Source organism: Deltaproteobacteria bacterium PRO3 (genome assembly GCA_030263375.1).
GTDB lineage: Bacteria > UBA10199 > UBA10199 > DSSB01 > DSSB01 > DSSB01.
On record SZOV01000005.1, the window covers coordinates 1 to 23,932 of the forward strand.

Here is a 23,932-nt window from a genome sequence, read left to right on the forward strand (position 1 = left end):
CGGTCGCCGGCGCGGATCCCGGCGGCGAAGGCCTCGGCGGAGACCGCGACCAGCGGCGCCCGCGGCGCGCTGCTGGCCGCGATCGCCGTCGGCCGGCCGCGCAGCCGCGCGTCGACGCGGCGCTCGACCGCGACCGCAAAGGCGGGAATATTGACGTGAACGACCTGCATACCCGGAAAAGGAACGTAAAAAAATGTAGGGGCGAACCTTGTGTTCGCCCTCCCTGGGGAGGGTTTATCTATGGGAGGGCTTCGCTTCGCCGCCATGCCCATAGGGGCTGAACATGTTCAGCCACCTTGGACGAAGGAGACGTCATGGACCGCATTGAAAATCATAACAGGGGTCAACCTTGCTCGGGACCCTGCGGTCCTGTTCACTCCTCTGCAGCATTGGGGAAGGCGAACACAAGGTTCGCCCCTACGAGTAACGCCGCATCAACCCCACCACCACCCCCAAGATGTGAAAGGCCTGCCCCGGCTCGACCCAGATCGACTGCATCGCCTGGTTGGCCGGCCGCAGCTCGACCTTCTGCCCCTGCGTGAAAAATTTCTTCACGGTGGCCTCGCCGTCGATCATCGCGACGACGGTCTGCCCGCGCCGCGCGGTGGGCTGGCGGCGGACGATGACCAGGTCGCCGTCGTGGATGCCGTCTTCGATCATCGAGTCGCCGCGCACGCGCAGCGCGAAGTTTTCGCCGCCGCCGAGCAGCGACTTGGGCACATCGACGCGCTCTTGCACCTCGACCGCCTCGAGGGGCAGGCCCGCCGCGACGGTGCCCAGCAAGGGCAGTCGCACGGACTCGGCGCCGACCTCGTTGAGCCGAAGGGCGCGGCGTCCGTAGGCGTCTTTGACGAGGTAACCCTTACTCTGAAGCGCCTGGAGATAATCCTGCACCGAGCCGAGCGACTTGAGGCGGAAGCGCGCCGCGATCTCGCGCTGCGTGGGCGGGTAGCCCTTCGCCTCGGCGTAACTTTGGACGAAATCGAGAATCCGCTTTTGTTTTGGGGTAAGCGTCATTTCTGGGCACTCCGTCGCTGCGTCGAATGAGTTTGGCAAAACCGGCTAGCCGACCGGAGTTCCAGCTTAATACGTACTTTTTACGTAGTTCAAGCCCTATCTGAGGGCTCGGAGCAAATGCCCGATATCGTTTATTTTTTTATTTCGAATCGGCTCAAATGCCCAGCGAGGGCGGGGTCGCTTCGCCCGCGGAGGCGGCGCCCGCGCCGCCGTTGCTGTTCTGTTGGGCGTGGTTGGGGCCCTCCGGCAGCGGGCGCTGGGGCTCGTTGGCGGCCAGGCGCAGCGGCGGTGAGCTGCTGGGCGTGGCGGCGCCGGGCTCGGGGTCGTAGGGGGCGTCCTCGACGACGGCGACCGCCGCCGCGGGCAAGGTCTCGCCCGGCTCCAGTTCCAACCCCATCGCGTCGACGAAGACGCGGCGGTTGAGGGGAAACCTCAACTCCGCCTCCGGCAGGACGGGGCGCGAGGAGAGCGCGTCGCGCTGCGGATCCAAGGGGCGGAAATCGACCATCCAAGCGCCCGTCGTTCCCTCGCGGAGGTGCAAGACGACCTCCTTGCCGATGGAATTCAAGCCGCGAATGTCGAAGACCGCGCCGGGCTCGGTCTCGGGGCGTTCCGGAAAACGCAGGCGGAGCTCCGCCCCTTCGCATCCCTCGACGCCCGCGAGCGACGCGCCCCAACCGCTCTGCGCGAGCAGCACGCCGCGCAGGCTATCCCACGGGAGGGTGCCGCGGCCCTCGTGGCGGAGGTAGGCCATCAGCGCCTCGCGGCGCTGGGCCGCGGGCAGAGCGCCGTTTTCCATCGCCTCGAAGAGCAGCTCCGCCGACCAGGGCGCGGGCGAATCGCCCAGCGCGGCGAGGACGAGGTTCCATTGCGAAAAGTCGGCCGCGGCCTCGGAACCCTCGCCTGCCCGGGAACCGCGGTCTTCCACGATCATGGAGACGTCGCTCAAGAGCCCGCGCCACCAAGCCGCCTCGGGCGGGTGCGGCGCGCGGGCCAAGAGGCGCAGCATGAGATAGCGCGTCGCCACCGGCTCCTCCGGGTCTTCCGCCAGGGAGCGGAAGACCTCACCCGCGTCGGAGCCGTTGTCGAGGCTGTCGGCGGGAAGATAGCTCAAGGCGCGGGCGCGGCGCTCGGTCGCGGCGCGAGGGTCCATCGCGAGGTTTTGCAAAAAGCGGATCGCCGCGGGATGCCCGTCGGCGGCCAGGCCGCAGGCGCGGGCGATTCGCTCGTCGAGGGAAAGCGCCCCGGCGTAACGAGGGGCGACCGCCGCCTCGCTTTCGCGCAAGAATTCCGTCGCGTCCCGATCGCCCGCCTCGGCCAAGACCCGCGCGCTGCGCATACGCAGGACGGGCTCCGCGGCCGCGAGATTGCCGCGCAGTTCCGCGACGAGGGCGCGCAGGAAGGAGTCCTCGGGACGCAGGTAATGATAGACGCCGAAAGTGGGGGAGCCGAAGGGCATCGCGACGAGACCGGAGGCGCCGAGGCCGCGCGGCAGCAGCGCGGCGAGTTCGCCCAAGGTCTCGGCGGAGACGGGCGTCTCCCCGGGCACGCGCGGGTCCGAGGCCAAGCGCGCCGTCAAGTGGCGCGCGTGGTGCCGCCAGGCCTCGCGGCCGTCCGAGCCGGCCAGGCGTGCGATCAGGGCGCCGGGCGCCGAGCCCCGCAGGAGGACGCCCCGCAGCTCCAGGCAACCGAGCAGGTCCAGCTGCTCTTCGGAGGAGAGGAAGCGGTCTTCCAAGGCCGTCGCCAAGGCCTGGGACTCCGCGGAGGAAATGCGCAGATCCTCGCGCAGGCGCGCGGCAAAATCCTCCGTCTCCACGCAGGTCTCGCGGAGCTCCAAGATACGTCGGCTTAAGGGAATTTCGTGGAGAGGGGTCACGGGGCTTCCTTGTCTTCGTGCAAGGTGCCTCCGCCGGATTATCTTAAAGCAACACGCGTGCCAGGAACCTCGTGGGACCTTAGATAAAAAACCTTTTAATTTCGGATAATTACTAAAACAGACTGCGGAGCGGCGTCCCACACGAAGCCGAAATCTGTGGTCTGATCTCCCCGGAAGGCCTTCGGCTGAGTAGCCCAGACCTCCACGAATTAATCTATATTAATCATTTCGAAACCTACGACGCGTTCTTGAACGGGTGGCCGGGCGGGGGCCCCCCGCCGCCCGCAGCTTGCGAGGACGGTGGGGGTGCAGCCCGGACAGGTCCCGTTCAAGAACGCGTCGTAGGTTTCGAACTCCTTATTATTGGGCGAAACAGGGATTGAAACGATTCGCTCAGCCGGAGTGAATCCGGCTGAGCCAAAGCCGGGTTCGATCCCCAAAAGAAATTTATCTACAATAATATGGGCGAAACAGGGATCGAACCTGTGACCTCTGCCTTGTAAGGGCAGCGCTCTAACCAGCTGAGCTATTCGCCCGATCGCTTGCGCAAGCCAAGGCCTAACGGCATCGAAAGGCCCGGGTCAAAGAAAAAATCCCCTCTCCGTGACCCGACCCCCGCCTTCCGCTATCATCGCCCTGAACAAGCGAAAGGAGAAGCCCATGGCACTGCCCACTCCGGCCTATGCCGCCCCCTCCCCCACCCAAGCCCTCGCCCCCTTCCAAATCGAACGCCGCGAGCCCGGTCCCCGCGACGTCCTGATCGACATCCATTTCTGCGGGGTCTGCCATTCCGACATCCACCAGGCCCGCGACGAATGGGGCGGGGCGATCTTCCCCATGGTGCCGGGCCACGAGATCGTCGGCACGGTCGCGCGGGTCGGCGCCCAGGTGACGCGCTTCAAGGCCGGCGACCGCGTCGGCGTCGGCTGCATGGTCGGTTCCTGCCGCGACTGCGCCGCCTGCCGCAAGGGCCTCGAGCAATACTGCGAGCGCACGATCTCCTTCACCTACAACTCCCGCGAGGCGGACGGAAAGACGCCCACCTACGGCGGCTACTCGACCTGCATCACCGTCGACGAGTATTTTGTCCTGCGGCTGCCGGAGGGCCTCCCCCTGGACAAGGCGGCGCCCCTGCTCTGCGCGGGCATCACCACCTACTCCCCGCTGCGCCACTGGGGCGCGGGACCCGGCAAGCGGGTCGCGGTGCTGGGACTGGGCGGACTCGGCCACATGGCGATCAAGCTCGCGCGCGCGATGGGCGCGGAGGTGACGGTGCTCAGCCATTCGGAAAAGAAGCGCGAGGACGCCGCCCGGCTCGGGGCGCAGGAATTCTTCTCGGGCGCGGATCCCGAGACCTTCAAGAAGCTGGCCGGCCGCTTCGACCTGATACTAAACACGGTCTCGGTGGACTTGGATTGGAATCTCTACCTCGACCTCGTCGCCCGCGACGGCGCGATGGTACTCTTGGGCATCCCGCCGAAGGCCCCGCCGGTGGAGGCCTTCCGCCTGATCGGCAAACGCCGCGCCTTGAGCGGCTCGCTGATCGGCGGCATCCCCGAGACGCAGGAGATGCTGGATTTTTGCGGGAAGCACGGCATCGTCTCGGACATCGAGCTCATCCCGATGCAGGCGATCAACGAGGCCTACGAGCGGATGATCCGCGGTGACGTGCGCTACCGCTTCGTGATCGACCTCGCCTCGCTGCGCGGCGCCGGAGGCTAGGTCGCGGGAGGCGAGGCGGGCAGAGACGCGGCGGCTGCGGCCTTTTCCTGGATTTGGCGGAAGGGCTTGGAGACCCCCGCGATCTTCTCCTCCCAGCCGCGATCGGGAGCGGCGTCCTCGGTCGCGTCGAGGTAGGCGAGGATCATCGAGGTCATGGCCCAGGGATCGAAGAGGGCGAATTTGGTGACCGCGGCGCAGATCAGGGCGAAGGCGACGAAGAGCAGCTTCCACTTGGGATAGAGGCCGGCCAAGCCCAAGAAGGGAATCAGATACAGGATCGCCAACACCGCATAGCTCAAGAGCGCCGCGATCCCGAGGAAGACGGCCGTCTTCAGGACCTGCTTCCAGCTTTGAGCGTAGAGCACCAAGCCGGTTTTCGCCGATTCCCAGACCGTCTCCCCTTCCTTCAGGAAATTGCGGGCCATCACCGCCTCGTCGATGTAGGTAAGGCTGAAGCGCAAGACCACCTTGGCCGCGCTGACCAGGCTTTGCAGGCTGGGAACGCCCTGGAAGAGGTTCGCCATCGATTGCATGAGCCCGTTGATCGCGCCGATCGTCCCCGTCACGAGGCGGTCGGCTAGGAAGAGCACGCTGGTCTCCTTGAAGCGCGCCATGACTTTTTCCTTCCCCCACTCCACCTGACTCTTGCCTTCGGGCAGGGAGCCGTGCCGGGCCAGACGCACGACGACCGCGACGTGGGCGGTCTTCAGGACGTAGAGGAAATACTCGCGGAACAGCTTCACGAAGGGAAAGGGCAGCAAGAGGGCGACGATCCAGACGGCGAGGCGGGCGTACTCGTGAAGGGCGGCTGCGCCCTGGCCGATAAGGAAGACCAGGACCCAATAGAGGCAGAACAGAAAGCCGAAGGCGAAGTAGAGGCCCATCCGCAGCAGAACGAAGGGCATGGTTTTCAAGGTGATGGCGGCCGCGCGGCCGAGGGTGGAGGGCATGCAAAATCCCTGGAAATACTTAAGACCCCGACCGCTGTCCAGCCCTTCCCTTTAATATTTGTTGCCAATTCGTACAAAAGGCTTATCCTCTTCAGCTATTCTGGACTCATCCAACCTATCTAAGGAGGCATCCATGAGCCGCTCTCTCTTGGCACTCACGGCCGTTTTGGCCCTCATTGTCCCGCTGAGCCTGCAGGCCTACGACAAAAAGTCCGAGGCCCCGCAAAGCGCCACCGCCGTCTCGACGGAATACGACACTAAAGTCGGCAAGGTGATCGAAGTCGACCACGCGAAGAATACCTTGGTCCTGGAAGGCGAAGGCGGCAGCCGCCTCGAGCTCGTGGTCGACCCCAACAAGGTCAAGAACTTCAAGAACGTCAAAAAGGGCGATCTGGTGAAGGTGCAACAAGAGCAATCCTGGGCCCTGACTTTAAGCAAGAAGCAAAAGGGCGAAAAGCCCTCCGCCGAGGTCGTCACCGCCAAGGAGACGGCGCCGGCCGGCCAGAAGCCCGGCATGGAGCAAGTGAAGATCGCGGAAATCTCCGCCGAAATCGTCAAGGTCGACACGGCGAAATCCGTGGTCGAGCTCAAAGGCCCTGCCGGCAACGTCGTGGCCTTGAAGGCGAAGGACCCGAAGAACCTGGAAGGCCTGAAGAAGGGCGACATGGTCACCGCGACCTACACCGTCGCCGTGGCGGTCTCGGTCGAGGCCGCGAAGTAAGCTTTCGGATTTAGCTTAAAAAAAAAGGCCGCTTTACAGTGGCCTTTTTTTTCGCCCCGCTCAGGCGGGCAAGAGAGAAAAGATTTCGACCACCGTCCCCGTGTGGGTGCGGCCCTTCGGGTCGCAATAGGCGATCGGGCTGAACAACCCGACTTGGCCTTCGCGCAGCATGGCGCTCACCTGGGCGCGGTCCTTGACCACCTTGGCGGGCTGGAACTGCGGTCCCACCCCGGGTGTGTAGACGTAGGAGGCCGTCAGGCCCGGTTCGGCCTTGATTCGGGGCTTCTTCGCCGGGGCCTTCGTCACCTTCGCGGGTCGGGTCGGCGTACCGTCCCGCGCCACCAGGGGAGGCGGCGCCTTGGGGATATGCCGGGCCCCCTTTAAGGGATCGTAGGACAGGGCCTTGCGCCGCAGCTTTTGGAAGCCGGGGCTGTTGAAGACGTTCGTGGAGTCGCCACCCTCGGAGGCGACGGCGCTGTTGGCCGGCCGAGCGCCGTGGCTTGGCTTCGGCTTCGCGGCGGTCGCGAGCTTGGGCGGGTGTTTCAGCTCCTTGGTCTTGTCGGCGAAGAAGCGGGCCTTTTTGCAGACCGCCTCGGCGGCCTTGCCACCGCAATTGGGCGACGGCGGGGCCTTGGGGATGTGACGCATCCCCTTGAGGGGATCGTGGGCCAGGGCTTTGCGTTTGGCCTTTTGAAAAGCGGGACTGGCGAAGAGATCGGAAAGACTGGGACCGGGAATGATCCCGCTCGCAGGAATCGTGGCAGGTTTGGTCATAGCGTGCCCTCCAGGGGCTCAAGACGGAGCAAGCTAGGTGCCAAAATTCCGATAACTATAAATTACACAATAATTCTAATAAGATAGATGAAAATAGCTTGGTCGGGCACGGTGGCCTTTAAGCCGTATTTCGAGGGGAGGAGTCCGCAAAATCGGGGTTTGCAGCCGCCGGAACAGGGTTCCGGGATTTGCTCCGTCTTCATTCTCCCTTTGCTCCGTCTTCATTCTCCAGGAGAGGAGAGCCTTTCATTCTCCTTTTCGCGCATCCTTCACTCTCCGAGCCAAGGCAGGATGTAGTCGAGCAGGTTAAAGTCATGATTGATCATGCAAACATGACCGTAACCCTGCAAAGTAATCATCTTGGCGTTCGGCATCTTTTGCGACATGAACTCGGCCTCCCGGACGGAAGGGACCAGGCGATCCAGCTCCCCGGCCAGGAACAAGGTGGGGGTCGCGATCTCCGGCAGCCGTTCCGAGATGTCGTAGCTCCGCAGGATCTCGAGGCGCCGGATATAGCCCTGCTTCCCCACCCAGCGCAGGCGCTGGTGGAACTCGGCCAAGTCCTCCGGCAGGGCGTGCGGGGAATGGATCCGCGACTCCGTGAAGCGACGCACCAGCGGCATCGCCCCCCAGGGCATCCAGCGCAGCAGGGTCGGCGCCACGCGCAGCTGGAAGGGTTTGCGGATCTTGGGGAAGGAATTCAGGATCACCAGCCCGCGCAAGCGATGCGGGTGCGCGAACGCGAAGCTCAGGCTGAGCGCCCCGCCGAAGGATTCGCCGCAGAGCAAAACCTTCTCGTCCCCGCGCTCCGCCGCGACCTTGTCAACCAGCTCCCGCAGTTCCTCCACGAGGGATTCCATCGTGCACTTGGGATCGTTGGGCAGCGGGAAGGTCAAGACATGGAAGCGCCGGCTCAAGAGGGGCACCTGCCGGTAAAAAAGCAGGGCCGTGCCGTCCAGCCCCGGCACCAAGATCAGCGTTGGCCCCTCCCCCCTTTCTTGGTACATCAAGGGAGAGCCGACAATGTCGGGAAGATAGGGGCCCTGGCTCATAGCGTTTCCACGGGACGATGCGACTCAATCCGATGCGCGGGGATCCCCGCGTAGCTCTGTCCCGCCTCGAGCTTGGAAAATTTCGGCACGAAACTCAAGGCGCCGATGGTGCAGCCGGGCCCCGCCTCCACGCCGATCCCGACGATGCTCGACACCCCCACCGTCACGCCGGCGCCCAATCTGACTTTGGCAGTCTTGACCAGGCCGCGCTCGACGGTGTGTCCGGAGAGATGCACCTCGCTGCCGATCACCACGTCGTCGCCGAACTCCAGCAGGTTGTGATCGGTGACCCAGAGGCTGTTGACGAAGACGCGCCGGCCGAGCTTGGCCCCGTTCAGTCGCATGTAGAGCGTCCAGAGCGGCGTCGCTCTAAACACCAAGCCCGAGAAGATCCGAACCATGTGGATCGAGATCGTATAGCGAACCCAATCCAACAGCGGCCAGTCCGGGTCGCTGATGCGCATCTCCAAATCGGGCACCGCGCGCCAGCCGAGCAGCCTCGTCGAGACGGCGGAGAGGATCGTCAGCGAGAAGGCGAAGATCAAATAGGCGGGGACAAAGGCCATGCTGAGCAATACCATGCGCAGCCAAAAGGGCCCCGGGAGATCCCAATGCAGGTGCCACTCCCAAAACAGGACGGCGGGCAGGACCGAGAGGCCGAAGACGAAGCTTTCCAGCACGAAGCTGGAGAGCAGGCACCATAGCACGCGCAAGACGGCGCGAAACCTCCACCGCTGATAGGGCTTGGACGGCATAAAAAGGCTCCCTCGCTTGTTTTCAGGATAACACGCGGCGGGGGCCCGCGGCAGGCGAATTTAGGGCTTCCGGCCCAGCAGGTCGGCCAGGGCCCGCAGGGCGTCGATGGTGGTGAAAATCCCGCGGACCTTTCCGGCCTCGACGACCACGGTCGAGCCGAACTTTCCCGCGGCCATGGCCGCGACGACGTCTTGCAAGGGCGTCTCCGGCGCCGCGACATAGACGTCGCGGGTCATGGCGTCGTCGACGCGCAGCGCCTCGGCGTGGTCCTTGGCGAGGAATTCCAGGACTTGGATGTCGCGGTCGGAAAGGACCCCGACGACCTTTTCCCCTTGGATCACCGGCAAGTGCCGGATGGCCAGGCCGGCCATGATCTCCTTGGCCGTCGCGAGGGGTGCCTCGCGGCCGATGGTTTGAGGGGTCGGACTCATGTATTTTTTCACGGGCAAGCCGGCGGGATTCATGGGACTTCTTTAAACCCAAAGGCCTGTCGGCGCCAAGCCGGTTTTTTTTTAACTTTGCCCTCCGCCCCGCTCCGACTTAAAATCTTCTAAAAGGGAGGTGATTGTGAAGCTGCTCCTCTTCGGAATGTTTGCACTATCCTGCTTTCCTATTTCCCCCGCCCTAGGGCAGGTCCCGCCGGGCAATATGTACGGCCGTTGCTCGAATATCTACGGTCCGATCTACAACAGCTCGACGAAGGCCTATACCGCCTCAGGCACCTGTCAGAACGGCAATCCCGTCAATTGCTTCACGGATCCCATCGACGGATCGCCGGATTATTACTGCCAGAGCGGCGGCTCGAAAGAACAGGACCCCAATCCCTCCGTCGCGGCGGACGAGGTCTGTGGCTGCATCGATAATTGAACGAGCACCGCCGCATCGCCGTAAGCGCCGTGCCGCATGAGGCCGATTAGCCGGTCGCGATGCGGGACTTCGGCGCCCCCATTTTCCAGAGATAGGCGATCGCCCGCCTCCAGGTGTTCCACCAACTGTCCTCCCCGTACTCGACGCCGTGCCGACGACAAACCTCCTGGACCTTGGATTTTACCTGGCGAAGCCGGTTGGGCGGGAGCTTCGGGAAAAGATGATGCTCGATCTGGGCATTGAGAGTCCCCGAGAGAATTTGTAAGGCCAAGGGGGCGGTGAAATTATGCGCCGCTCGAACTTGGGCTTTGTAGAATTCACCGCGGCTCCTGGTACGAAACTCCGGCGGATAGAACTCGGTGTCGTCACCAAAGTGACCGGCGTAAACGCTCGCCGCGGTATAAATGTTATTCATGAAATGCGCCAAGAGGTTGCCCGAGAGCACCTTCCACCACAGCGGGCCCGCGAGCGCCGGCCACAGCACGAAATGATAGGCGTAAAAAGGCAGGATCTTCTTGAAGGAACGATAGGCCGCTCTAGCCACGGTGGCCAGCTTACGGTCGGGCAGGATGTCGACGTAACCCGGCGTCTTGGGCTTGCGGAGCAGGTCGGTGAGACCTGTGTTGTAGACGCCGATGACCTCCATGAAAAAGGGGGCCGTCACGAAGAACTGGACGACCTGGATCGCGTGGTAAAGGCCCCAAGGCGTGTACTTGCTGGTGCGCAAGGTGCCGTAGTTGACGTCCGGGTCCTTGCCGACGACGTTCGTGTACTGGTGATGCAGGCCGTTGTGGCCGTGCTTCCAGGACTCTTCCTCGGCGGGGGAGAGCCATTGGAAGCTTTTGGAATGAAGCTCGGGAAGCTCGGGAAAGCGGTCCCAGCAGCCGTGCAGGGCGTAGTGCCCGATCTCGGTGGTCTCGATTTGACGGTGGATCCATAACGCCGTGACACCGACAAACCAGGTCACCGGGTCGAGGCTGACAAAGATCAGAAAGCGGCCCAGGGCTTCCATCTGCCTCGAGACCTTGCGTAATTTTTTCGCGTAGCGGACGTCTTCTTCGCCCAGGGAGGATTCGAGCTCGAGCCGGAGCTTGTCGATTTCTTCGGCGAATTTTTTGAAGCGATTTTCGTCCCAGATTTCGTTTTGACGCGCAGCAGCGCCCACCTCGCCCTTTCGGGCGGAGGCCCTAGTACCCACATTCCCCATGTTCACTCCTTATCAATCCCCTATGATTGATAAACTCTAGATTTTAATTCGCCCATGACCGAGGTCAACATGAAATTGAAAGGAATGAATTATTTTATTGTGAGATTTTTCTTGGCATACCGCAAGGCGCCCAAAAAAAAATGCGAAAAAGGCATTATTGTGCCTCGGCCGCCAGGACTTGAAAGGACCAGGGGATTTGCCGGTTCCACTTCAAGTGGAAATCTCCAATCCGCTCCGCGAAAGGGGCGCCGGCGCCGGGGGCGAGATTCAATCCTCCAACCCTCACCTGCCAGGTTTCCGCCGTTTTGGCATCTCCGCCGGACAAGACCTTCAAAGTCACGGCCCGCACGGTTTCCGTAGAATTGTTCTGGATCTTTCCGCTGAGGACGTCGGAAAAGAAAGAACGACGCACCTTCAAGTCGAGGACTTGAACCTGGTCGGGAGAAATGAGACGAGCCGGGCCCGCCTGCCAATACATCGTGGGGTCATCCACCGAATCGCCCGCCACGAAGGACACAATGCCCAGCAACATCATGGGGAAACCGATGGCAAGCAGCACCTGTCCCTTGTTGGCGCGATGATGCCGGCTGAGGGTGTAGATCAGAAGCAAGGCTAGCAGGCCGGCCCCGATGCCGAGGGTGACCGTCGAGGAGACCTTCACCAACAACAGAAGAAACATCAGGATGCCGCCGTACCAAAGGACGACCAATTGTTTCGTGCTCATCTGGGATCCCCTTTCTTACCGCCTCCGCAGGGCGGCACGGAGACGAATATGATTGGAATCCCGGGTACTTACCACCAAAAAATGGCGGGAGAAACGGGAGGCCGTCCCCTGGGACGAACCGCTTCTTCCCCGGACCCGAAACAACTCTGGACAAATCGCCCCGATAAGACGAAGGTACAAGCAGTGTCTCGTTTCTAAGTAAGCCCCGACGGCTGAAAACCTCGGATCCCCTGCCTAGACTCAACTCACTACCTTTTATAAACAAATCAAGGAAACGATCCGTCCCTGGAACTCCTAGAGCGCTCGGTGACATTCATTTCCGAAATCTCAAGGAGACGCCCAATGGCGAAAAAACTATACGTGGGAAGCCTTCCCTACAGCGCCGACGAGTCCGCGCTGCGCGAACTGTTCGAACCCTTCGGAACCCTGCTTTCCGTCGCGGTGATCAACGATAAATTTTCCGGCCAGTCCAAGGGCTTCGGCTTCGTCGAGTTCGAGGATTCGGCGGCGGCCGATCAGGCCATCGCCCAGGTCAACGGCAAGGACATGGGAGGCCGCAGCCTCACCGTGAACGAGGCCCGACCTCAAGCCAAGCGCGAAGGCGGCTTCGGCGGCGGGGGTGGCGGTGGACGCGGCGGCTTCGGCGGCGGCCGGGGCGGCGGAGGTGGACGTCGCTATTAAGCGGCGAATGAATTTCGCGTTACTTCAATGGCGGTCCCTGAGGGGGCCGCCATTTTTTTATCGCTCCATGCGGCCGCACTTGAGCAGTTTCATACCGTCGTCGAAGAAGATCTGCATTTTGTCCGGGGAAACGAATTCCGTGGCGAGACCCCGTCCGAAAATCGCGTGATCGATCACGTCGTCGACCTTGTAACCCCCCTCCATCGAATAGGCCTTGGGAGTGCGCTGGCTGCCCCGCAGCTTTTCTCGCAGGGCGTTTTCCTTCGCCAATTTCAGTGCGGCGGCCTTGCCGAAGGCCGCTTTGCGGGTGGAAAGGGATTTGGGCCGATAAACCCGGTCGCTTTGGCAGGTCAGGCAGAGCACCCGCTTGGGCACGCCGTTATCCACGCGGATCACGCGGTGATTGAGGTCCAGCTTGCAGCGGGTGCACCAGTGAATCAACTCGTCGAGCATCTTGTATGAAGTTTCTTCCAAGGCCGTTCTCCTTTTTCTTTCCTGTCTACCACGGGCCGACGGCTAAAGATACGGCATAAACCGCGCGCCGAAGCGACGAAAAGGAAGATTGACCTGATTTTCCTCGGAAAAACCAAGGCAGGCGGAGCAGCGAAAATGAAGAAAATGAAGACGGAGGTTCGATTTTCGGACAAATAGAAAATGAAGACGGAGGTTCGATTTTCGGACCGTGGAGCTGCAAATCGTCCGAAAATCGAACCTCCGTCTTTTCGTTTCTTTCTGGCCCGAGCCCTTTCCGGCCTTGAAATCGGCCTCCCCTGGAATGGACTGGTAGATTCAGCGCCCGGAAGCAGGCGTGGAAGCCGCCTTCCCGCGCCGCCATCGCCAGGACCCAACCGCGAAGGCTCCCATTGCGGCGTAGAGCAATGGAATCGCGGGAGTCGCGGCGGCGGCACCGTTTAAGCTGCAACCCAGACCTCCCCCGCCGGCGGGCTGGCTGCCGGGAGGAATCGTCGGCACGCCGGGGCCGTCCTCGTCGTCATCTTCCGGCACATCCGGATTGGCATCGCAAGCATTGCCCGCGCCGTCGCCATCCGTGTCGGCCTGGTCGGCGTTGGCGTCGCTCGGGCAATTGTCCGCGACGTTGGGGATGCCGTCGCCGTCGTCATCCGGCAAGGCCGCGCAGGCCTGGGCTGAGGAGCAATCGCTGTCCTGACAGTCGACCAAGGCATCGTTGTCGTCGTCGTCGCCATTGACGCAATTTCCCTCTTCGAAGTCGCAGGCGTTTCCGATGAAGTCCCCGTCAGTCTCCTCCTGGCCCGGATTGGGAACATCGAAGCAGTTGTCGGAGAAGTCGTCCACGCCGTCATTGTCGAAGTCGAAGGGAAGCGCGTCGCAGACGTCGCCGACGCCGTCGAAGTCGGAATCGTCCTGGGTGTCGTTGAAATCCGCGGGGCAATTGTCGAAGACGTTGGGAACACCGTCGCCGTCGTCGTCGACGCAATTGGGCGTCGCCGCGCACTCGGAATCGGCACAGTCGACGTCGCCGTCGACGTCGTCGTTGACGCCGTTGCCGCAGTCGCCCTCGCTGTTGTCGCAGGCGTCGCCGAAGCCATCGCCGTCGCCGTTCTCCTGGCCGGGGTTGGCATCGGCGGGACAGTTGTCCGAGGCGTTGAGAACGCCGTCGCTATCGTCGTCGCCGCCGGGATTGGCGCAGACGGGATCGGCGGTACAGTCCGCATCGGCGCAGTCGACGTCCGCGTCGCTGTCGTCGGAGGCGCCGTTGTTGCACAGTCCCTCCGAGCCGTCGCAGGCGTTGCCGGTCCCGTCGGCGTCGGTGTCCTCCTGGCCGGGGTTGGCGACGTTGTCGCAGTTGTCGGTGATGTTGGGAACCCCGTCGCTGTCGCTGTCGAGGCAGTTGGGGGCCGCGGCGCAATTGGAGTCGGCGCAGTCGACCAAGGCGTCGGTATCGTCGGTCACGCCATTGTCGCAATCGCCCTCGCTGTTGTCGCAGGCATTGCCGAGGCCGTCGCCGTCGGTGTTCTCCTGGCCCGGGTTGGCAACCGAGGGACAATTGTCCGTCGCGTTGAGCACCCCGTCCCCGTCGTCATCGTCGGCCGGGGCGGCGCAGGCCGGATCGGCCGCGCAATCCGCGTCGGCGCAGTCGACGTCGCCGTCGGTGTCGTCGCTGACGCCGTTGGCGCAGGCCCCTTCCGCCGTATCACAGGCGTTGCCCGCGCCGTCGCCGTCGGTGTCTTCCTGGCCCGGGTTATTGGCGTTGGGGCAATTGTCGTCGGCGTTGACGATCGCGTCGCTGTCGCTGTCGACGCACTCGTTGCTGGCGGCGCAATCCGGATCGCCGCAGTCGCTCAATCCGTCGCCGTCGTCGTTTTGGTTGTTTCCGCAGTCGTCTTCCGTCGTATCGCAGGCATTGCCCACGCCGTCGGCGTCGGTGTCCTCCTGGCCGGGATTGGAGACACCCGGACAATTATCGGAGCTGTTGATGAATCCGTCGCCGTCCCCGTCGCCGCTCGGGTCGGTGCAAGCCGGATCGGCCGCGCAGTCGGAGTCGAGGCAGTCGGCCAGCGTATCGTTGTCGTCGTCCAGCCCGTTGTTGCAGACCTCGGGGTTCAGGCAATTCGGCGCGGAGGAGCAATCAGGATCGTCGCAGTCCGCCAGGGTATCGTTGTCGTTGTCGCTGCCGTCATCACAGATCTCGCTGCAGGCGGGATCGCCGGTGCAGTCGGAATCGTCACAGTCGACGTCGGTGTCCTGGTCGTTGTCGAGCCCGTCGCCGCAATTGCCGCTTTCTTGGCAATTGGGATCCGAATCGCAATCCGAGTCCGCGCAATCGACGTCGCTGTCTTCATCGGGATCGTCGTTGACGCTATTGCCGCAATCCTCGTCGTCGTTGACGATCTTGACCTTGGCGCTACCCTGGTTGCCAATGCTCGTTCCCGTCGGATTTTCCAGAACGATCCGGATGAACTCGTCGGCCTCGGCCCCGGCGTCGCCCGCCACATCGACGGTGAACTGCTTCGGCCCGGTCTCGCCGGCGGACCAAGTCAAGGTTCCGGAGGCCGAGGTGTAATCGACGCCGGTGGTGGCCGTCGTCTCGGCGTCGGCGTCGTCGGTCTTATAGTCTACGCTGGCCTCGGAATCCCCCGCCTTCAGGCGATTGACCGTCACCGTGACCTGCACGTTGCCCGAGTCGCCCTCGGTGACCTCGTACTCGGCGGCGTCGAATTCGACGAAGCCCAGCTGCTCGGCGAGGAAGAGGTCGTCGGCGGGGATCTCCATGTCGTCGACGTTTTCAGCCATGTCCGTCGCGGCGCTGCTCAACAACACGTAGCGCCCGTCGGCGCTGATCTGGATCGGGTGGGAGGCCCCGTTGGCCCCTTCGCCCGTCGTGGTGCCTGGGGTCAGCAATTGGTTGACTCCAAGAGCCAGATCCCGGACGTAAATTTGGGTCAAGGAGCCCGAGACCGTGCCACCCGTGAGGTCGGACGCCACGCTCTTGAAGGCCACGGTAGATCCGTCCTCGCTGATCAAGGGGTTAGAGGCGCCGCCGCTGCTTCCCTCCGGAACCATCGGATCGGTGGGGTTGGCCTTCAGGCTGACCATCTCGGTCGTGTTATTCAGGACATTGCGCAGGTAGATCTGCGTCGAAGTCTGGTTGTCCGTCGCGGTAAGATCCGAGGCGTCGCTGTCAAAGACCACCAAATTACCGTTTCCGGAGACCGAGGGATTGAAAGCGCCGGCGTTGCCGGTGGCCAAACCGGTCTCGTTGACGCTGACCAGGCGGACGCCCAAGGCCTCGGTCCAGACGAAGACGTCGCGAGACCCGTTTCCGTCGGAAATCCCCGCCACAAGGTCGGTGGCGTTGCTTTCAAAGACGACCGTCGACCCGTCGGCACTGATAATAGGATTGATCGATTGCCCATTGCCGCCGTCGTCACCGGCGGCGTTCTTGCTGACCATCTTGATCGTGCCGTTGTCCCAAAGGAAGACGTCGTCGTCAAAGTCGGCCTCGATCTGCGGGCTGATCAGGTCGTTGGCCGCGCTGACGAAAACCACCTTGTCGCCGGAGGCATTGACCATGATGTCGGAGACTCCGTCATTGGCGGTTTTGTCTGTGGCCGCGGGATCACAACCCGCATCAGGAAAATCCGGGTTGGTGCTGATTGAAAGCAATTCAACCTTGTTATCGGCGCTGCTTGCCGGATCGTAAACATAAAGATCGTAATCGCCGTTACGGTCACAAATCTGTTTGTCGTCTATCAAGCCCTCGGCGCTGCTATTCGAGGGGAACCAAGTAAAAAACACCTTCCCATTATTCCCGACCTGAACCTCCTGCGCGCCGGGGCTACCGCCGGCCGGGGAACTCGCGTCGAAATTCAAGGTAAGGAAGGTCAAATCCCCGCCGGACAGGAGATAAACATGGTCGTCGCCGTCGGGCGTCGGCGTGGGGATAGGATTGGGCTCATCCACCGCCAAATTGGTCGAGTCGTTGATGAAGGCGACCTGGCTCCCGTCCGCGGAGATGTGTCCCAGAATGCCGGCGCCGTCGCCGGAGGAGGTCCCGCCGAGATTGAGGGCGACTACGGAATTGGCGCCGCTGCTGCGCTCCCAGATGAAGACGTCGAAGACGTTGTTGGAATCGCCCAACTCGTCATCGTTGTCGGCCAGGGGACTCGTCAGGTTGTCCGCGAGGCTCGAATACAACACCTTGCCCGCGTCGGCGCTCATCGAGGCGTTTTTATGTTCCAGGCCGCCCCCCGTAGTGGCCTGACCGGCGTTCGAACCGGCCGCGTCGACGCTGACCATTCGCACCCCGACGGCCTGCACGGCCACCGGCGCGAGGCCGACCAGCAACAAGAGTGTGTATTTGAAGATAGACGTGTGGGCCGCGCGAGACAGACGAGTCCGCATATGATGAAACCTCCTCAGGATGTTCCGTAGCCCTCCCCGGATGGTGGGGTGAATTCAGCCGCTCAAGGCTTAACCCGAACAATGCTCATGCCATGTTTTTAAATTTTATGAAATGAAATTGTCCCAGATTATTTTTTTCCCGACAAGGGAAGAAAAATCTCCTGGCAAGGCGGTCCTTAGATGGCATCCAGTCCGGACGACGTGGGCGCCGCTGGGTTCCGCCCTCAGATCCTGCACATCACCTTCAGGTTGCCTATTGCTCCGACTTCCTCTCCGAAGTAGACGGATTTTGCGTCTGTGAGAATGCCGCGGAAAGAAAGACCCAACATGAAAGTCTCTCTTTATAATATATATTGAAGCCCAAGGGTTGTCCGGTTCGCCCGGCGAGATATTCGCCTCGGCTCCGCCAACCCCTCAAGGGGATGCCGCTCGGGAAAGCAAGGGGGACAAGGGGGACGCACTCGTAACTATTTGAAAATTAAAAAGCTATTTAAACACCCCGGCTTTCTCTGGCAAAATTTGCAAGATGGGGTAATCGCGGTGTGAAATTAAGGTCTTTCCGGGATGTCTTTGGATTCCTCGACAATCCATGCTTCGAAGTGGCGTGAGTTCGGTTTGCTGGCCCTGTGTTATGCCTTGGCCCTCCTCCCCCCTTTCCTCGTCGAGCTCTGGAAGGGCTACTCCGGCGTCTATTATTTGTACGACAGCCGGAATCCCTACATCCTCAACACCCTCCTGATCGCGTCCCTGTTCAGCTTGGGCCTGGCCTGGGTGACGATGCATGCGGGGCACTTGCAACGGTTCGTCTTCGCCCTCCTGCTACTGCCCTTGACCTTCCTGGGGACCTTGGCACTGGTCCACGTGGCGCTCTACGACGCCCCGATCTCCGTGGGCGCGGTGGACGCGCTGCTGGGCACCGACCTGCACGAGGCGAAGGAGTACTTAAGTTTCCATTGGAACAGGGGGATGACGCTTTCATTGGCGGGCTATGGCGCGCTTTATATCGCCGCGGTCTTCTGGGCCTGGCGGGGCCTCAGCCCAGGGCGACCGCGGGCAGCGGCGCACGTCCTGGCGTGGTCGGCGCTGGCGGCATTGGCCTTGTCGGCGTACCGTTTTCCCGCCATCGCCGCCTACAACCTCAAGTCCTTCGAGCAGCGCCCCCTTTGGTCACGGGCCGCCGAGCTCAACCGCCAGCTGCCGAGCATCCGCATCCTGCACGACGTCGGCAACTGGCTGGCCTACCGGCAGTGGCTGGAGGAGACGCAGCAGGTGCGGGCGGGGCACGACTTTGGCGCGGTGTTGGGCGACGCCTCGCGGCCCCGCACGCTGGTGTTGGTAATCGGCGAATCGCTGCGCCGCGACCGCATGAGCCTCTACGGCTATACTCGGCCCACGACGCCCCGCCTGGACGCACGACGCAAGCAGATCTTGGCCTTCGACGGCGCCATCTCGCCTTCCAACCAGACGGTGCCCAGCGTGACGAAGATGCTGACGCCCGCCACGATTCAAGAGCCGGACCGCTTCTTGACCGAGCCCTCGATCTTGGCCGCCGCGAAGAAGGCGGGCTACCGCACCTATTGGCTGTCGAACCAGGGGCGGGTCGGGCAGTTCGACTCGCTGATCTCGCTGATCGCACACGATGCCGAGACGACGATATTCACCAATACCGAATTTTACGGGACGGTCTACGACGAAGCCTTGCTGCGCCCCCTCGAGGCGGCCTTGAGCGAGCCGTACCCCCACAAGCTGATCGTGCTGCACACCTTGGGCTCGCACCAGAGCTACCGGAACCGTTATCCGCCGGAGAAGGCGGTCTTTCGCGCGCAGGACTATGTCGGAGAGGTGCTCGACGAGGAGCAGGCCAGCATCCTGGCGGAGTACGACAGCAGCGTTCGTTATACCGACGAGGTGCTGGACGGGGTATTGCGCAAGTTGGAGTCCCGGCCGGGGAGCATGCTGCTTTACGTGAGCGATCACGGCGAGCGTCTCTACGAGAAGGACGTGAACACCTGCGGGCACGGTTTTCCCGAGCCCATGCGCAGCGAGTTCGACATCCCTTATTTTCTTTGGTGTCAGGGAGAGTGCCCGCGGGCCTTGAAACGCATCCATGCGCGAAACCGCGGCGTGGCCTTCAACACCGAAAATCTCTTTCACACCTTGGCCAACCTGCTGGCGCTGAAGATGGCGGAATACGACCCGAAGAGCGACGTCCTCAGCCCGAAATATCGGCCGGTCTGGCACCCGCAGATCATCGACGTCAATCGCGGGATTCATACTTACGCCTCGCTGCCCGAGTAGCGGGGGCGGCGCAGGCACTCGGAGGCCTCCATGGAAAAGACTCCCTTGAAGCGCAAACTCGCCCACGAGGCCTTCGAGTATTGGGTGAATTTCGTCTACCTGGCGGCCTTCTTCAGCGCCTTCACGTGGTATCGCAAGCTGATCCTCGTCGAATATCACCTATCCTCTTACAATTTCGGATTCGCGCTGGTCGAGGCCTTGGTGCTGGCGAAGGTCGTCCTCGTGGGGAACGCCCTGCATCTGGGCCGAAGGCTTGAGAGGCTGCCTTTGATTTTTTCGACGCTTTACAAGGCGACAGTCTTCAGCCTCTTCGCGGGGGCCTTCGTGGTGCTCGAGCATACCCTCGGAGGATTCCTGCACGGCAAGGGACTGGGTTATGGGTTTCACAAGATCTTGAGCGAAGGCCGGGAGGAGCTGATCGCCCGCTGCTTGATCCTATTCTTCTCGTTCATCCCCTTCTTCGCGTTTCAGGAATTGGGGCAGACCTTGGGGGAAGGCAGGATTTGGAAGTTGTTTTTTCGGAAGAAAGAGAGATGAAGACAGAGATGAAGACGGAGGTTCGATTTTCGGTCGGACTTCTCATGAACCGACCGAAAATCGAACCTCCGTCTTCATCTCCTTCATCTCCTGCCGTCTTCATCTCCTCCTTCACTTCTGTTTAATTCCTCTTCAATTCTCCTTCATTTCCTTTCCATGGAATCAGTTTACTATTATATTGTCCCAAAATCCGCAAAAGGTAGGCCTATGAAAAATTTCCAACTACCCCTCCTCTCTCTCCTGTTTATCGTCATACCGGTCTCATGCTCTTCACCCAAGGGGCCGACGCCCGCTGAAGGCAGCAAGGCCACCTCGAGCGGCACGGCAAAACCCTCACCCTCCCCTACTCCGATGCCCGTCCCGAGTGTTTCGGGAATCGGCAAGGCCTTCCATATTTCCGGAAATATCGACGACGCGGCTCAGGAAGGCGACGTCTGCGACGTTACCGTGCCCTTTTCGGTACCCGGCACCTTGAAATTTGAATTCACCCCCACCAGCGCGACCAAGGGGACATACACCTACTCCGGCCCCTTCAACGCCACGGGCTCCGGTCCCTACGAAATCTATAGCGACGGGAAAATGCTGGTAAGCGGCACGGGTTGCATCATGGGCAAATGCGCTACCTATTCCCACGACTGGAAGGCAAAACCGATCGATCCCAAAACCTGCGGGAAAGGGAAATAGTCAAGGATGGAGCCGTCAAATGGAGAAAATCTATAAAGTCAGCCCCGGATTCAAAATCTTCTTATGGATTTTCTCCATCTTTTGCTTCCTGCTCGTCTTCTTGATCCCCATGGGCATCTTGCTTCTCTATATCGCCTTCAAGGCGGAAGTGCGCATGACTCACGATATGTTTGAAAGAAGATGGGTCGGCAAGAAGGCGGTTCCCTGGAATGAAATTACCGAGCTCTCTTGGCTCCCGGCCATGGGTTTTTTACAGAGACAAATGCGCCCGCTCCGCATCGTCGCAAAAAATCCCGTCTCGACCGTGAAATTCGGCCTTCCCGTCGGCGCCTTTGAACGGACCGAGGAATTGCTGGCGGAATTGCAGAAACGCTCGGGCAAGACCATCGCCTGATTTTCCCTCTTATTCCGGCAAGCCAAGCTGCTGCAGCGACTGCCTGGCGATGTTCTTACTGGCCTGCTTGTCGCTCTGATGGACCATCGCGATGATGGCGGTTGAAAGCAACATCGAATCGTACATGTTCTGACGATCCGCCGCAGCGAGGGCCCTGAATTGAGGCGAGGCCGCCAAGGCGTCGTTGACGGCCGGGATCAAGTCGTCGGCACGGCTGGGATCGAAGCCGGGTTTCTCAAGCACGCCGTAGCATAACCCTATCAGCAGCGTCATGGCGTTTGCGACGTTATCCTTACGAAGCTCGGAGCCAAGCTGCGCCATCGTAGCCCGCAACGCGGTCGCAAGCTTTGTCCCATCCGCCGGCGGAATATTGGTCGCCGCGATAAATTGGGCGACGACATCTTTGCCATTCGGATCGCGCGTAAAATCGGTGGCGGTAATCGGGGCCTTTGGAGGTGCGGAGGCGGCGGCCGTTGTCGTATTGGCAGGGGTGGCAGTGGAAGCGGTTCCCGTCCCCTGAGACGTGCGATTACGCAGGTGACGCTTGACGTTCTGGTCGTACATGTAAGCGCTCCAGTTCGACATCGGGTTCTGGTAGGCGGCGTGCCAGATCATGTCGGCATGGGCGTCAAGCGGGGGCATTGCAACGAAAAGAAGCGTCAAAACCACGGCTCGGTTTCGCATAATCCCTCCCATAATATGCAATTTTTCAGGGCAGTAGGCTTGCGATCATACTCACGGCTTTCTAAAAACGCCGAATATCGTACCGCCGTCCTAATTTCTGCCGCGCCAATAACAAGAACGGGATTCCAAAAAACACCGCCATCGGGAACTGCGCGGAAGACGTCCCGCCCCCCAAGGCGCACCCGCCCCCGCTGATGAAAGGATTAAGGAGTCCGACGCCCGTCAGTACCGCCTGTACGGTCGGGGCGGCCGGATCATCGGAGCTGAAAATCAAGGCGGCGCTGAAAGACCCATTCGCTTGAGGGCTGAAAATCACGACCACCGTACAGCTTTCTCCGCTCGCAAGCGTCGGGGTGAGACTTCCGCAAGGCTCGGGTCCTCCGTTCACGTCCAAGGAAAAATGGGTCGTATCCGAAAGCGCGATATCCGTCACCGACAGGCCTCCCGCGCCGTTGTTGGTGATCGTAAAGACCGCCGAGGCGCTCGTCCCTACCGTCAGGCTCCCATAGTCATTGGCCGTGGGTGAAAGGGAGATATTCGGGAGGGCTTCCAGCGCCCCCATGTCCGGTTCGGCGCCGAGCACCCTGGGATTCCCATCAAAATCCGTCGCGGGCAGAGAAGGCGCCGAGGCCAATCCCTTGTCGATCACAGGAGACCCCATTCCCAAATGAAAATCCAGCATCGCCGGATCCACAAAAAGCGGGTCCTGATCGTTCAGATTGGCTCCCTGATTCACGTTCGGCGTGCAACCCGGAGCAACGCACGCAAAAAAGAGGGACGTAAAATCATTGTTGAAAAGATTGACCGCGGATCCAACATTATCCGAATCTCCATCGTCCACGACGAAAATATCCGTTCCGTTGCCCGGAGACGTATTCGCCCAAATAATGTTATTGTAAATATTCCCCACCGCCGCATTGTCCGACAGCGAAAGCTCGAGGCCGCCCCTTTCGGTGCCCGCCGTGTTTTCGGTGATGGTGTTATTGATGATATCCGCGCTTGGGCCGCCCGCCAGTAGGAAGATCCGCGCCCCTCCCCCGGTGCTCACCGCGGAATTTCCGCTGACAATGTTGTTGGTGAAGACGATGGGCCCCGCGGATCCGACTTGGCAGCCTCCAACGATATTATTGCTCGAGTTGCCGACGACAAGGTTACTGTCGACGGTGATGGCTCCCCCGCCCGTGCTTACGGCCTCGAATCCTCCGGTAATGACATTGCTGGAATTTCCCAAGAACCGGTTCCGCTGAAGAGTGATATCGCCGGAGACGGTCACAATATCGGCCCCGCCCGCAATGGCGGCACCCGAAACGGTATTTCCGTCGAAGATGTTTTCGGTAAGATTGATGGAACCCGAATCATTGAAAATATTCGCTCCTCCGGAGATGGCGCCGCTTAAATTGCCGGTGAACTGGTTTCCTTGGAGCGTGATCGTTCCGGAATCGGAGCTGGCATCCATGCCGGCCCCAATGAATGCTTGGGAATTTTGGTCAAAGATATTATTGGTCAGGTTGATGTCCCCGGTATCGGTGACGATCTCCAACCCGCCTCCAATGGCGGCGCCGTTTTGAAAAAAGAGGACATTGTCGAGGGTAACGTTGGCATCGGAGGTCAGAATATTAAGCCCCCCTCCGACGCTTGCATCGCCGTTTTGAAAGGCCATCCCTTGGACAGAGATATTGGCCAAGTCGTCGGGGCTTCCAGTCTGGAGATTCATCACCTGCTGCAGCCCCCCGCCGTCCAGGATGGTCGCGCCGGTGCCCGCCCCGGTCAGGGTAAGTGAAAAATTTTCCGCGGCGACATAGGTAAAGGTGGCGCCGGAAGCGTCGTAGTTCCCCGCGGCGATATTAATCACCGTATCGTCCCCGTCGCTTTGCGCGGACGTAAGGGCCGCTTGCAAGGCCATGTCCGCGGGAACGTTGATCGTCACGACGGCACGACCGAGGCTGGGGAAGAGAAAAGAGGAAATGGCGAGAAGGATTGTACAGAGTCGTTCCATGAGAACCTCTTGCTAAGATTTTAATAAATTCCTTACGGATGCTGAAAAGGCACTGAGTAGAAAACCATCAATTCGCAAGAAAGTCTAGAAGACTCCTCTCCAGGCTTT

The 23,932-nt window shown here is 61.2% G+C and carries 22 protein-coding genes and 1 tRNA gene; 7 read left to right on the forward strand and 16 right to left on the reverse strand.

Features of this window, described 5'->3' with window-relative positions:
* From FBR05_01545 to FBR05_01560, 4 genes are all read right to left on the reverse strand, one after another.
* On the reverse strand, positions 1–272 hold a 272-nt coding region (locus FBR05_01545), incomplete at its 3' end, for a hypothetical protein (GenBank protein ID MDL1870872.1).
* Between the two features lie 145 nt (positions 273–417).
* Positions 418–1,017 carry a transcriptional repressor LexA gene (gene lexA, locus FBR05_01550; protein MDL1870873.1) on the reverse strand — a complete coding sequence of 200 codons (600 nt, stop codon included), beginning with the start codon at positions 1,015–1,017 and terminating at the stop codon, positions 418–420.
* 154 nt (positions 1,018–1,171) lie between these two features.
* The gene (locus tag FBR05_01555; GenBank protein MDL1870874.1) at positions 1,172–2,893 is read right to left on the reverse strand and encodes a hypothetical protein; all 1,722 of its coding nucleotides are present in this window, start codon (positions 2,891–2,893) and stop codon (positions 1,172–1,174) included.
* A 462-nt stretch (positions 2,894–3,355) separates the two neighbouring features.
* Positions 3,356–3,429: transfer RNA gene (locus FBR05_01560), tRNA-Val, on the reverse strand.
* Between the two features lie 124 nt (positions 3,430–3,553).
* Here FBR05_01560 and FBR05_01565 point away from each other — a divergent pair.
* Complete coding sequence (locus FBR05_01565) at positions 3,554–4,615, forward strand: NAD(P)-dependent alcohol dehydrogenase (GenBank protein ID MDL1870875.1); 1,062 nt, start codon at positions 3,554–3,556, stop codon at positions 4,613–4,615.
* Here the strand turns inward: FBR05_01565 and FBR05_01570 are convergent.
* On the reverse strand, positions 4,612–5,565 hold the full coding sequence (locus FBR05_01570; GenBank protein ID MDL1870876.1) for a hypothetical protein: 954 nt from the start codon (positions 5,563–5,565) through the stop codon (positions 4,612–4,614). The genes FBR05_01565 and FBR05_01570 overlap by 4 nt on opposite strands.
* A 133-nt stretch (positions 5,566–5,698) precedes the next feature.
* On the opposite strand from FBR05_01570, the gene FBR05_01575 reads away from it, so the two are divergent.
* Positions 5,699–6,286 carry a hypothetical protein gene (locus FBR05_01575; GenBank protein ID MDL1870877.1) on the forward strand — a complete coding sequence of 196 codons (588 nt, stop codon included), beginning with the start codon at positions 5,699–5,701 and terminating at the stop codon, positions 6,284–6,286.
* A 60-nt stretch (positions 6,287–6,346) separates the two neighbouring features.
* Here the strand turns inward: FBR05_01575 and FBR05_01580 are convergent, their stop codons facing one another.
* The 4 genes from FBR05_01580 to FBR05_01595 form a co-directional block, all read right to left on the reverse strand.
* Positions 6,347–7,060: a hypothetical protein gene (locus FBR05_01580; GenBank protein ID MDL1870878.1), complete on the reverse strand. Its 714-nt coding sequence runs from the start codon at positions 7,058–7,060 to the stop codon at positions 6,347–6,349.
* 269 nt (positions 7,061–7,329) lie between these two features.
* Complete coding sequence (locus FBR05_01585; protein ID MDL1870879.1) at positions 7,330–8,112, reverse strand: alpha/beta hydrolase; 783 nt, start codon at positions 8,110–8,112, stop codon at positions 7,330–7,332.
* Positions 8,109–8,867, reverse strand: coding sequence for a hypothetical protein (locus FBR05_01590; GenBank protein ID MDL1870880.1), 759 nt, complete (start codon positions 8,865–8,867; stop codon positions 8,109–8,111). The genes FBR05_01585 and FBR05_01590 overlap by 4 nt, the downstream gene beginning before the upstream one ends.
* 60 nt (positions 8,868–8,927) lie before the next feature.
* Complete coding sequence (locus FBR05_01595; GenBank protein ID MDL1870881.1) at positions 8,928–9,332, reverse strand: CBS domain-containing protein; 405 nt, start codon at positions 9,330–9,332, stop codon at positions 8,928–8,930.
* A 103-nt stretch (positions 9,333–9,435) separates the two neighbouring features.
* Here FBR05_01595 and FBR05_01600 point away from each other — a divergent pair, with 103 nt between their 5' ends.
* Positions 9,436–9,735 (forward strand): hypothetical protein, encoded by a 300-nt coding sequence (locus FBR05_01600; GenBank protein MDL1870882.1) that lies wholly within the window; start codon positions 9,436–9,438, stop codon positions 9,733–9,735.
* Between the two features lie 46 nt (positions 9,736–9,781).
* On the opposite strand, the gene FBR05_01605 is transcribed toward FBR05_01600, so the two are convergent.
* Positions 9,782–10,942: a hypothetical protein gene (locus tag FBR05_01605; protein MDL1870883.1), complete on the reverse strand. Its 1,161-nt coding sequence runs from the start codon at positions 10,940–10,942 to the stop codon at positions 9,782–9,784.
* A 154-nt stretch (positions 10,943–11,096) separates the two neighbouring features.
* Positions 11,097–11,666 carry a hypothetical protein gene (locus tag FBR05_01610; protein MDL1870884.1) on the reverse strand — a complete coding sequence of 190 codons (570 nt, stop codon included), beginning with the start codon at positions 11,664–11,666 and terminating at the stop codon, positions 11,097–11,099.
* A 342-nt stretch (positions 11,667–12,008) separates the two neighbouring features.
* Between FBR05_01610 and FBR05_01615 the strand changes: the two genes are divergently transcribed.
* Complete coding sequence (locus FBR05_01615) at positions 12,009–12,347, forward strand: RNA-binding protein (protein MDL1870885.1); 339 nt, start codon at positions 12,009–12,011, stop codon at positions 12,345–12,347.
* Positions 12,348–12,404: 57 nt separating this feature from the next.
* Here FBR05_01615 and FBR05_01620 read toward each other — a convergent pair whose 3' ends face one another.
* The gene (locus tag FBR05_01620) at positions 12,405–12,821 is read right to left on the reverse strand and encodes a hypothetical protein (protein MDL1870886.1); all 417 of its coding nucleotides are present in this window, start codon (positions 12,819–12,821) and stop codon (positions 12,405–12,407) included.
* Between the two features lie 315 nt (positions 12,822–13,136).
* Complete coding sequence (locus FBR05_01625) at positions 13,137–17,231, reverse strand: hypothetical protein (protein MDL1870887.1); 4,095 nt, start codon at positions 17,229–17,231, stop codon at positions 13,137–13,139.
* A gap of 564 nt (positions 17,232–17,795) precedes the next feature.
* Between FBR05_01625 and FBR05_01630 the strand changes: the two genes are divergently transcribed.
* The 3 genes from FBR05_01630 (at position 17,796) to FBR05_01640 (ending at position 20,750) form a co-directional block, all read left to right on the forward strand.
* Complete coding sequence (locus tag FBR05_01630) at positions 17,796–19,529, forward strand: phosphoethanolamine transferase (GenBank protein MDL1870888.1); 1,734 nt, start codon at positions 17,796–17,798, stop codon at positions 19,527–19,529.
* Between the two features lie 30 nt (positions 19,530–19,559).
* Positions 19,560–20,066 (forward strand): hypothetical protein, encoded by a 507-nt coding sequence (locus FBR05_01635; protein MDL1870889.1) that lies wholly within the window; start codon positions 19,560–19,562, stop codon positions 20,064–20,066.
* Positions 20,067–20,273: 207 nt separating this feature from the next.
* A complete protein-coding gene (locus FBR05_01640) occupies positions 20,274–20,750 on the forward strand; it encodes a hypothetical protein (GenBank protein ID MDL1870890.1) in 477 nt (158 codons plus the stop codon).
* Between the two features lie 215 nt (positions 20,751–20,965).
* Here the strand turns inward: FBR05_01640 and FBR05_01645 are convergent, their stop codons facing one another.
* The 3 genes from FBR05_01645 to FBR05_01655 all read right to left on the reverse strand — a co-directional run bounded on the left by FBR05_01645 (position 20,966) and on the right by FBR05_01655 (position 23,824).
* Positions 20,966–21,157, reverse strand: a complete 192-nt coding sequence (locus FBR05_01645; GenBank protein MDL1870891.1) for a twin-arginine translocation signal domain-containing protein — start codon at positions 21,155–21,157, stop codon at positions 20,966–20,968.
* Complete coding sequence (locus tag FBR05_01650; GenBank protein ID MDL1870892.1) at positions 21,154–21,828, reverse strand: hypothetical protein; 675 nt, start codon at positions 21,826–21,828, stop codon at positions 21,154–21,156. The genes FBR05_01645 and FBR05_01650 overlap by 4 nt, the downstream gene beginning before the upstream one ends.
* A 61-nt stretch (positions 21,829–21,889) precedes the next feature.
* Positions 21,890–23,824 (reverse strand): choice-of-anchor D domain-containing protein, encoded by a 1,935-nt coding sequence (locus FBR05_01655; GenBank protein ID MDL1870893.1) that lies wholly within the window; start codon positions 23,822–23,824, stop codon positions 21,890–21,892.
* Positions 23,825–23,932: the final 108 nt, after the last annotated feature.